Genomic DNA, 8,699 nt, shown 5'->3' with positions numbered 1-8,699 from the left:
GGCGGCTGCCCCGGGCGCTGCCGGTCGACGACGTGGTCCGGCTGCTGGAGACCGCCGGCCCGGTCACCGCCACCGGCGACGGGGCGGCCCTGGCCCTGCGCGACCGGGCGCTGCTGGAGTTCCTGTACGGCACCGGCGCGCGGATCTCCGAGGCGGTCGGTGCGGCCGTCGACGACCTGGACGTCGACGAGGGCACCGCCCTGCTGCGCGGCAAGGGCGGCCGGACCCGGCTGGTGCCGATCGGCGGGTACGCCGTCGACGCGCTGCGCGCCTACCTGGTCCGGGCCCGCCCGGCGCTGGTGGCCGCAGGGCGGGGCACCCCGACGGTCTTCGTCAACGCCCGGGGCGGGCCGCTGACCCGGCAGGGGGCGTGGACCGTGCTGCGGCGGGCCGCCGGGCGGGCCGGACTGCCGGTGGACGGGCCGCACGCGGTCTCCCCGCACACCCTGCGTCACTGCTACGCCACGCACCTGCTCGACGGCGGCGCGGACGTGCGGGTGGTGCAGGAGTTGCTCGGCCACGCCTCGGTCACCACCACCCAGGTGTACACGTTGGTCACCGTGGACCGGCTCCGCGAGGTGTACGCCACCACCCACCCCCGCGCCCGCGACGCGGACCCCCCGCCGGCCCGCTGACCGGCCGCTATGCCCGACACGCCGGACCGGTGCCGAACGCGCTGGTCGTCGGTGGCGTAGAGTCGGCATCGGCGCGGACCTCCTGGGCGACAACCGGGGTGCGCAGCGGCGCCGCGAAGGACGTCGGACAGTTCCGACGCCGGGTGGTCGTCGGGAGGGGGCAACGAGGACATGGCTGGCAACGGTGACCGTGCCGACGCCTGGACGTCGGAGCTCCGTGAGCAGCAGGCGTCGCTCGGCGCCGACCTGGGCCCGGCCGATCCGGCCGCCTACACGATGCGCAAGCCGATCCCCGAGCCGATGCCCACCGACCGGCACGGCCCGGCGCGGATCATCGCGATGGCCAACCAGAAGGGTGGGGTGGGCAAGACCACCACCACCATCAACCTGGGCGCGGCCCTGGCCGAGTACGGCCGCAAGGTGCTGCTGGTCGACTTCGACCCGCAGGGCGCCCTGTCGGTGGGCCTCGGGGTCAACCCGCACAACCTCGACCTGTCCGTCTACAACCTGCTCATGCAGGACGACGTCATCGCCGAGGACGTCCTGATCAAGACGGACGTGGCCGGCCTGCACCTGCTGCCCGCCAACATCGACCTGTCGGCCGCCGAGATCCAGCTGGTCAACGAGGTCGCCCGGGAGATGGCCCTGGCCCGGGTCCTGCGCACCATCCGCAAGGAGTACGACTACATCCTGATCGACTGCCAGCCCTCGCTGGGTCTGCTGGCGATCAACGCGTTGACCGTCGCGCACGGGGTGCTCATCCCTTTGGAGTGCGAGTTCTTCAGCCTGCGCGGGGTGGCGCTGCTGCTGGACACCATCGACAAGGTCCGCGAGCGGCTCAACTTCGACCTGGAACTCGAGGGCATCCTCGCCACCATGTACGACAGCCGCACCACCCACTGCCGGCAGGTGCTGCAACGGGTGGTCGAGGCGTTCGGCGACAAGGTCTACCAGACCGTCATCACCAAGACGGTCAAGTTCCCCGAGTCCACGGTGGCCGGTGCGCCGATCACCACCCTCGACCCGGCCTCCTCGGGGGCCCGCAACTACCGGCAGTTGGCCCGTGAGGTGATCGCGGCCCAGGCCGACCGGTAGGCCGGGGTGCACGCCGGGGCGTCCCGGACGGCGACGACGTCCGGGACGTGGACTACGGTCGTCCGGTGACCGCGCCGCCGGTGGACCCGCCGACGACCCCGGAGCAGCCGCCCGTGCTGGCCGCCGAGGTCGCCGCCGACGTGGCGACCGACCCGGCGGGGGTGCCGCAGGCCGGGCAGAGCGGCGGCTTCACCGTCCGGCTGGCGAACTTCACCGGCCCGTTCGACCTGCTGCTGCAACTGATCAGCAAACACAAGCTGGACGTCACCGAGGTGGCGTTGCACACCGTCACCGACGAGTTCATCTCCTACATCCGCGCCATGGGCGACGAGTGGGACCTCGACGAGACCAGCGAGTTCCTGCTCATCGCCGCCACCCTGCTCGACCTCAAGGCGGCCCGGCTGCTGCCGTCGGCCGAGGTGGAGGACGAGGAGGACCTCGCCCTGCTGGAGGCGCGGGACCTGCTCTTCGCCCGGCTGTTGCAGTACAAGGCGTACAAGGAGGCGGCGGCGCACATCGCCTCGCTGGAGGCGGTCGGCGGGCGACGGTACCCGCGGGCGGTCACCCTGGAACCCCGCTACGCCGAGGCCCTGCCCGACCTGGTGCTCGGCATCGGCCCGGAACGGCTGCTGAAGCTCGCCGTGCGGGCGATGACCCCGAAACCGGTGCCTGAGGTGTCCATCGCGCACGTGCACCTGGTCCGGGTCAGCGTGCGGGAACACGCGGCGGTCCTCGCCGAGCGGCTACGCCGGGCCGGGATCGCCACCTTCGCCCTGCTCTGCGCCGACTGCGAGATCACCCTGGAGGTGGTGGCCCGCTTCCTGGCCCTGCTGGAGCTGTACCGGGAGGGGCTGGTCGCGTTCGTCCAGGAGGAGGCCCTGGAGGAGCTGACGGTGCGCTGGACCGGCCCCGCCGAGGGCGGTGCCGAGCTGCACGTCGACGAGTACGCCGGAACCCCCGCCGACCCCGACCCGGCCGGTGCCGCGCCCGCCGTGGTGGACCCCGCCCCGGACGCCGCCGACCCGGTGTCCGCCGGCCCGGGGCCTGCCGATCCGGCGTCGGCCGGGACGGTGGACGAGCCCGCATCGATGCAGGAGTGACGTGATGAACGACGAGGAGCGTCGGGACTCGCTGGCCGACCAGGCCGCCGCCTGGATCCCCCCGTGGGAGCGGCCCGCCCCCACGCGGAAGCCGGCTGCCACCCCGTCCGAGCCCGAGGGCGTGGACGCTCCCGGTGTGCCCCCGACGGACACGGTTCCCGGGCCAACGGCAGCGGCCGACCCGGCGGCAGCCGACGCCGAAGCGGCCGACGCTGAGGCATCGGGTGCCGAGACGGTAGACGCCGGGGCGGCAGACGCCGGAACGGTCGCTTTCCAGGGGATCAGTCCCGGTGCGGCCGAGGCCGCAACCGGGGACAGCGGGACGGGCGGCAGCGGTGCCGGTCCGGACGCGGCGGGGGAGCGGGGCGCGGCGGGCGTACCGAAGCGGCAGCCGGCCGGGCGACGGCGGGCGACGGTCGCCCCGTCGCCGGCACCCGAACTCGACGAGGCGGAGCTGCGCGGCGCGTTGGAGGCCATCCTGCTGGTGGTCGACGAACCGGTCAGCGAGCTGGTGCTGGCGCAGGTGCTGGAGCAGTCCCCGGAGCGGATCGGCCCGGTGCTCGACGACATCGCGGCCGGCTACACCGCCGCCGGGCACGGGTTCGAGCTGCGCCGGGCGGCTGGCGGCTGGCGGCTCTACACCCGGCCGGAATACGCGGCGCACGTGGAACGGTTCGTGCTGGACGGGCAGTCGGTCCGGTTGACCCAGGCCGCCCTGGAGACACTCGCGGTGGTCGCCTACAAGCAGCCGGTGACCCGGGGTCGGGTGTCGGCCATCCGGGGTGTCAACTGTGACGGGGTGCTCCGTACCCTGGTCTCCCGAGGGTTGGTCGAGGAGTGCGGCGCCGAACCGGACAGTGGGGCGTTCCTCTACCGGACCACCACGATGTTCCTGGAGAAGCTGGGCCTGGACTCGGTCGCCGACCTGCCCCCGCTCGCCCCGTTCCTCCCCGACGACGTAGAAGAGCTTGCCGATGCCACGCGATAGCCGTTCCCCCAAGCCCGACGCCCCCGTCTACGAGGGTGCCGAGCGCCTCCAGAAGGTGCTCGCCGCCGCCGGCGTCGGCTCCCGACGCGCCTGCGAGGATCTGATCTTCCGGCGTCGGGTGACCGTGAACGGGCGGGTCGCCCAGCTCGGGGACAAGGTCGACCCCGCCACCGCCGTGATCCACGTCGACGGGGAACGCCTCCAGGCCGACAACCGCCTGGTGTACGTGGCGATGAACAAGCCGCGCGGGGTGGTCACCACGATGGCCGACGAGAAGGGCCGCAACGAGCTGGCCGAGTTCATCGGCAACCGGGTCGAGCAGCGGGTCTACCACGTCGGGCGGCTCGACGCCGACAGCGAGGGACTGCTGCTGCTCACCAACGACGGCACCCTGACCCACAAGCTGATGCACCCGTCGTACCAGGTGCTCAAGACCTACCTGGCCGAGGTGGCCGGGCCGATCCCGCGTAACCTCGGCAAGCGGCTGCTGGCCGGCGTCGAGCTGGAGGACGGGCCGGTGAAGGTCGACTCGTTCAAGGTGGTGGACACCCTGGGGCGAACCGCCCAGGTGGAGCTGAGCCTGCACGAGGGGCGCAAACACATCGTCCGGCGGCTGCTGGCCGAGGTCGGGCACCCGGTGTCCCGGCTGGTGCGTACCTCGATCGGGCCGATCAAGCTCGGTGACCTGCGCACCGGGCGGATCCGGCGGCTGACCAACGCGGAGGTCGCCGCCCTGTTCAAGGCCGTGGGTGACTGACCCCGTCGCAGCGGGTACGTGTGCCGGTAGGCTTCCACGCGGCCCGCGGGCCGGTGGTGGCGTGCGCCGCCCCCGGCGGCGCGGAGGAGACCCGCGAGGCGCGGGATGATGGACGACGATGGACGACCGCTCAACGGCGTCGGGACGACCGGCGACCCGCGAGGTACGGGCTGAGGAGGACAACGGTGGAGGAAAACGTACGGGCCGGGCGCTGCGTGGTCGCTGTGGACGGGCCGTCCGGTTCGGGGAAGTCCACCGTCTCGCGGCGACTCGCCGCCGGCCTCGGTGCCCGCTACCTGGACACCGGCGCGATGTACCGGGCGATCACCTGGGCGGTGCTGCGTTCCGGCGTCGACCTGACCGACGCCGCCGCGGTGGGCAAGGTCGCCGAGGAGGTCGAGCTGCGCATCGGCACCGACCCCCAGGGGTACGCCGTGACCGTCGACGGGGTGAACGTCGACCGGGAGATCCGGGGTCCCGAGGTGACCGGCGCGGTCTCCGCGGTGGCCGCCGTCCCGGCGGTGCGGGCGCTGCTCGTGGCCCGGCAGCGGGAACTGATCACCCACGCCGGCCGGATCGTCGTGGAGGGGCGGGACATCGCTTCCGTGGTGGCCCCCGACGCCGACCTGAAGGTCTACCTGACCGCCTCCGAGGCGGCCCGGGCCCGGCGACGCAGCGCCGAGGACGCCGTCGACGTCGCGGCGACCGCCGCCGACTTGGCCCGCCGGGACCGGCTCGACTCCACCCGCACCGTCGACCCGCTGCGGCAGTCCGCCGACGCCGTCGAACTGGACACCACCGAGCTGGGCATCGACGAGGTCGTCGACCGGCTGCGTGGGCTGCTCACCGAACGGGGAGTGGCATGAGTGACGGCTGGGTGGAGCTACGCGAACCGGACGTCGAGACCGACGAGCCGACCGGCCCGCAGCCGGTGGTGGCCGTCGTCGGCCGCCCCAACGTGGGCAAGTCGACGCTGGTCAACCGGCTCATCGGCCGCCGGCAGGCGGTCGTCGAGGACACCCCCGGGGTGACCCGGGACCGCGTGCCGTACGACGCGCAGTGGAACGGCCGCTCGTTCACCGTGGTGGACACCGGCGGTTGGGAACCGGACGCGAAGGACCGGGCGGCGGCCATCGCCGCGCAGGCCGAGACGGCGGTGCTCACCGCCGACGTGGTGATCTTCGTGGTCGACGCGATGGTCGGCTCGACCGACGTGGACGAGGCCGCGGTGCGGATGCTGCGTCGCAGCGCCAAGCCGGTGATCCTGGTGGCCAACAAGACCGACAACAGCGCCATCGAGCTGGAGGCCACCTCGCTGTGGTCGCTGGGGCTCGGCGAGCCGCACCCGGTCTCCGCCCTGCACGGCCGGGGCTCCGGGGAACTGCTCGACGCCATCCTCGACGCCCTGCCCGAGGCCCCCAAGATCGTCGAGAACCGGCCGCGCGGCCCCCGCCGGGTGGCCCTGGTCGGCCGGCCCAACGTCGGCAAGTCCAGCCTGCTCAACCGGTTCTCCGGGGAGGAACGGGCGGTCGTCGACTCGGTCGCCGGCACCACCGTCGACCCGGTGGACAGCCTCGTCGAGATCGGCGGCGAAACCTGGCAACTGGTCGACACCGCCGGGCTGCGCAAGCGGGTCGGCAAGGCCAGCGGCACCGAGTACTACGCCAGCCTGCGCACCGCCGGGGCGATCGAGGCGGCGGAGGTGGCGGTGGTGCTGCTCGACTCCAGCGAGCCGATCAGCGAACAGGACCAGCGGATCCTGACCATGGTCGTCGAGGCCGGCCGGGCGCTGGTGATCGCCTTCAACAAGTGGGACCTGGTCGACGCCGACCGCCGGTACTACCTGGACAAGGAGATCGACCGGGAGCTGCGCCGCATCCCCTGGGCGATCCGGCTCAACCTGTCGGCGCAGACCGGCCGGGCCGTCGACAAGCTTGCCCCCGCGCTGCGCAAGGCGCTGGCGAGCTGGGAGACCCGGGTGCCCACCGCGCAACTCAACCAGTGGCTCACCGCCCTGGTGCAGGCCACCCCGCACCCGGTGCGCGGCGGCCGGGCCCCGAAGATCCTCTTCGCCACCCAGGCGGGTGTCTCCCCGCCGCGGTTCGTGCTGTTCACCACCGCCCCCCTGGACGCCGGCTACCAGCGCTTCGTCGAGCGCAAGCTCCGCGAGGAGTTCGGCTTCGAGGGCAGCCCGGTGGAAATCTCGGTACGCCCCCGCAAGAAGCTCGGCCCCGGCGGGCGGGGCAAGGCCCACGGCTGACCCGTCACCGGACAAGGGCTGCCGCTCCCACCTCGGGAACGGCAGCCCTTGCCGTATCCCCGCTTCGAGCGGTGGCGGTGCGGGCCGGTGTTGCGGGGGGCTGTGCGCGCGGTGCGAAGATCCTGCGCTAAGCTGTACCGGCTGCCGCGGGGGAAACCACGCGGGGAGCATCGGGACGTGGCGCAGCTTGGTAGCGCACTTGACTGGGGGTCAAGGGGTCGTCGGTTCGAATCCGGCCGTCCCGACGCAGCTCAGAGGGCATATCCGATCGATGGATATGCCCTCTTCTAGTAGCTGGGTGACCAACTGGGTGACTACGCCTCAGCGTCGAAGATTCGATCCATGGCGACGGCACCGCCGAGGAGTACCGGCCGTAGTTGGTGCCGGTAGACGCTCTCGGTGACGGTAGTGCCGGAGTGCCCGCAGAGGTCTGCGATCTGTTCGATGCTCACGCCGCTGTCGGAGAGCAGCGAGACGAAGCTGTGTCGCAGCTCGCGGGGTGTCCAGTCGCGCGGGTCGAGGCCCGCTCTGGCGACGACGGGGCGAAAGGCCCGCAGCACGTTGTGCCGGTCGAGGGCCGTGCCGGCGGCGGAGACGAAGACGAGCCGGTCAGCAGAAGGCTGGCCCTGGTGCTCGTGGTGGGTGGTGAGCGCGGTAACGCACCGGGCCGGCAGAGCCAGGGTGCGACGCGACTTCCTGGTCTTGGTGTCGCCGTCGGCGCGTACCGAGCGCCAGACCTGGATGGAAGGCGGCAACGGCGGTTCGTTGGCCGGCTTGCCCTTGAGGTCAACGTGAGCCCAGGTGAGCGCCCGCAGTTCCTCGGTACGGGCACCGGTCAGCAGTGAAACCACGATGTAGGCGTGCAACGGGCTGCCCTCCGCAGCCACCAGGAGCGCCTTGGCCTGGCCGAGGGTCAGCGACTTGGAGGGACGGCCACCGCGACCGGTGGGAACCGTGCACAGCGCGACGACGTTGCGCTTGACCTTGTCCCGCGCCATGGCCCGATTGATCGCACGGTTCAGCAAGGAATGGAGGAGTCGAAGGGTCCGGGTGCTCAGGTGTTGGGCCTTGCCCATGAGCCATCGGTCGACATCGGTAGCGGTGAGATCCCGCAGCTTCCTTGCGCCGAGGTCACTGACGATGTGGGAGTTCACCAAGGTGGAGTAGTTCGCCCTTGTGCTCTCGGACTGCCGGCTCAGGCCGTAGGCCAGCCAGTCGATGAGAGCATCGGCAACCGTCTGCCCGTCCTTGACGAGGGCCAGGCCGTCTTCGTAGTCGCGGATCTTCTCGCGGAGTTTGGTGCGGGCTTCGGTTTTGGTTTTGCCGCTGCCTTTGCGCACGATGCGCTTGCCGGCGGGGGTGTAGCCGACGGTGAGGGTGGCGATCCAGCGTTGCCGGGACTCGTCCCAGTGCAGGCCGCCTTCTCCTCGGGCACGGCGTTGGGTCATTGGGTTCCTCCCTTCTGGGCTTCCTGTTCGAGTAGGGCGACGTAGGCAGTGATGGCGGCGGCGGAAACAAGGCGGGTGCGACCCTGCCGGACGGTGCGCAGTCGTCCGGCGCGGATCTGTTCGTAGATCACGGAGCGGGACAGGCTGAGCAGTGTCATGGCCTCGGGAATGCGGTAGAGCGCCTTCCTCTCAGGTGCGGTCAGGGTGGTGGGCAAAAGGCTTCCTCTCCTCGGTTCGTCGGTCGACCGTCAGTCCGGTGCTGAATCGGGGCGGATCAGGTAGCAGCGGTTACAGATCTTGAATGGTCAGGTTGTGTCGGGTTCGAGGGTCAGGCCGGTGTGGGCGAGGAAGCTGTCGAGTAGGTCGGTGCGGTACTGGATGCTCTTGAGTCGGTGTTTGATGATCGCCTGGAGGTG

General features: G+C 71.8%; 9 protein-coding genes and 1 tRNA gene. 8 read left to right on the top strand and 2 right to left on the bottom strand.

Features of this window, described 5'->3' with window-relative positions:
• The 8 genes from H1A17_RS32485 to H1A17_RS32450 form a co-directional block, all read left to right on the top strand.
• Positions 1 to 635, top strand: a 635-nt coding sequence (locus H1A17_RS32485; protein WP_194823670.1) for a tyrosine-type recombinase/integrase, incomplete at its 5' end; no start/stop codon positions are given.
• Between the two features lie 171 nt (positions 636 to 806).
• Positions 807 to 1,730, top strand: a complete 924-nt coding sequence (locus H1A17_RS32480; RefSeq protein WP_088644512.1) for a ParA family protein — start codon at positions 807 to 809, stop codon at positions 1,728 to 1,730.
• Positions 1,731 to 1,795: 65 nt separating this feature from the next.
• Entirely contained in the window at positions 1,796 to 2,830 is a 1,035-nt protein-coding gene (locus H1A17_RS32475; protein ID WP_194823669.1) for a ScpA family protein, read from the top strand.
• Positions 2,831 to 2,834: 4 nt separating this feature from the next.
• On the top strand, positions 2,835 to 3,818 hold the full coding sequence (gene scpB, locus H1A17_RS32470) for an SMC-Scp complex subunit ScpB (RefSeq protein ID WP_194823668.1): 984 nt from the start codon (positions 2,835 to 2,837) through the stop codon (positions 3,816 to 3,818).
• A complete protein-coding gene (locus H1A17_RS32465; RefSeq protein ID WP_088644511.1) occupies positions 3,805 to 4,575 on the top strand; it encodes a pseudouridine synthase in 771 nt (256 codons plus the stop codon). The genes scpB and H1A17_RS32465 overlap by 14 nt, the downstream gene beginning before the upstream one ends.
• Before the next feature lie 185 nt (positions 4,576 to 4,760).
• Complete coding sequence (gene cmk / locus H1A17_RS32460) at positions 4,761 to 5,441, top strand: (d)CMP kinase (RefSeq protein WP_145918998.1); 681 nt, start codon at positions 4,761 to 4,763, stop codon at positions 5,439 to 5,441.
• The gene (der, locus tag H1A17_RS32455) at positions 5,438 to 6,835 is read left to right on the top strand and encodes a ribosome biogenesis GTPase Der (RefSeq protein WP_145918999.1); all 1,398 of its coding nucleotides are present in this window, start codon (positions 5,438 to 5,440) and stop codon (positions 6,833 to 6,835) included. Before cmk ends, der begins: the two co-directional genes overlap by 4 nt.
• A gap of 171 nt (positions 6,836 to 7,006) precedes the next feature.
• Positions 7,007 to 7,080 (top strand) — tRNA-Pro (locus H1A17_RS32450).
• 69 nt (positions 7,081 to 7,149) lie between these two features.
• Here H1A17_RS32450 and xerC read toward each other — a convergent pair.
• Positions 7,150 to 8,283, bottom strand: a complete 1,134-nt coding sequence (xerC, locus tag H1A17_RS32445; RefSeq protein WP_194823667.1) for a tyrosine recombinase XerC — start codon at positions 8,281 to 8,283, stop codon at positions 7,150 to 7,152.
• Positions 8,280 to 8,498 (bottom strand): helix-turn-helix domain-containing protein, encoded by a 219-nt coding sequence (locus tag H1A17_RS32440; RefSeq protein WP_194823666.1) that lies wholly within the window; start codon positions 8,496 to 8,498, stop codon positions 8,280 to 8,282. The genes xerC and H1A17_RS32440 overlap by 4 nt, the downstream gene beginning before the upstream one ends.
• Between the last annotated feature and the right edge of the window lie 201 nt (positions 8,499 to 8,699).

Source organism: Micromonospora sp. S-DT3-3-22 (assembly GCF_015354745.1).
In the GTDB taxonomy this organism is placed as follows: Bacteria; Actinomycetota; Actinomycetes; order Mycobacteriales; family Micromonosporaceae; genus Micromonospora; species Micromonospora wenchangensis.
The sequence above is the reverse complement of the archived record's forward strand: the minus strand, read 5'-3'. Positions and strand labels throughout refer to the sequence as shown.

Excerpts from the sequence above, each read along its gene's own strand:
- H1A17_RS32480 (WP_088644512.1), top strand. The coding sequence starts at position 807 with ATGGCTGGCAACGGTGACCGTGCCGACGCCTGGACGTCGGAGCTCCGT.
- scpB (WP_194823668.1), top strand. The coding sequence starts at position 2,835 with ATGAACGACGAGGAGCGTCGGGACTCGCTGGCCGACCAGGCCGCCGCC.
- H1A17_RS32465 (WP_088644511.1), top strand. The coding sequence starts at position 3,805 with ATGCCACGCGATAGCCGTTCCCCCAAGCCCGACGCCCCCGTCTACGAG.
- der (WP_145918999.1), top strand. The coding sequence starts at position 5,438 with ATGAGTGACGGCTGGGTGGAGCTACGCGAACCGGACGTCGAGACCGAC.
- xerC (WP_194823667.1), bottom strand. The coding sequence starts at position 8,283 with ATGACCCAACGCCGTGCCCGAGGAGAAGGCGGCCTGCACTGGGACGAG.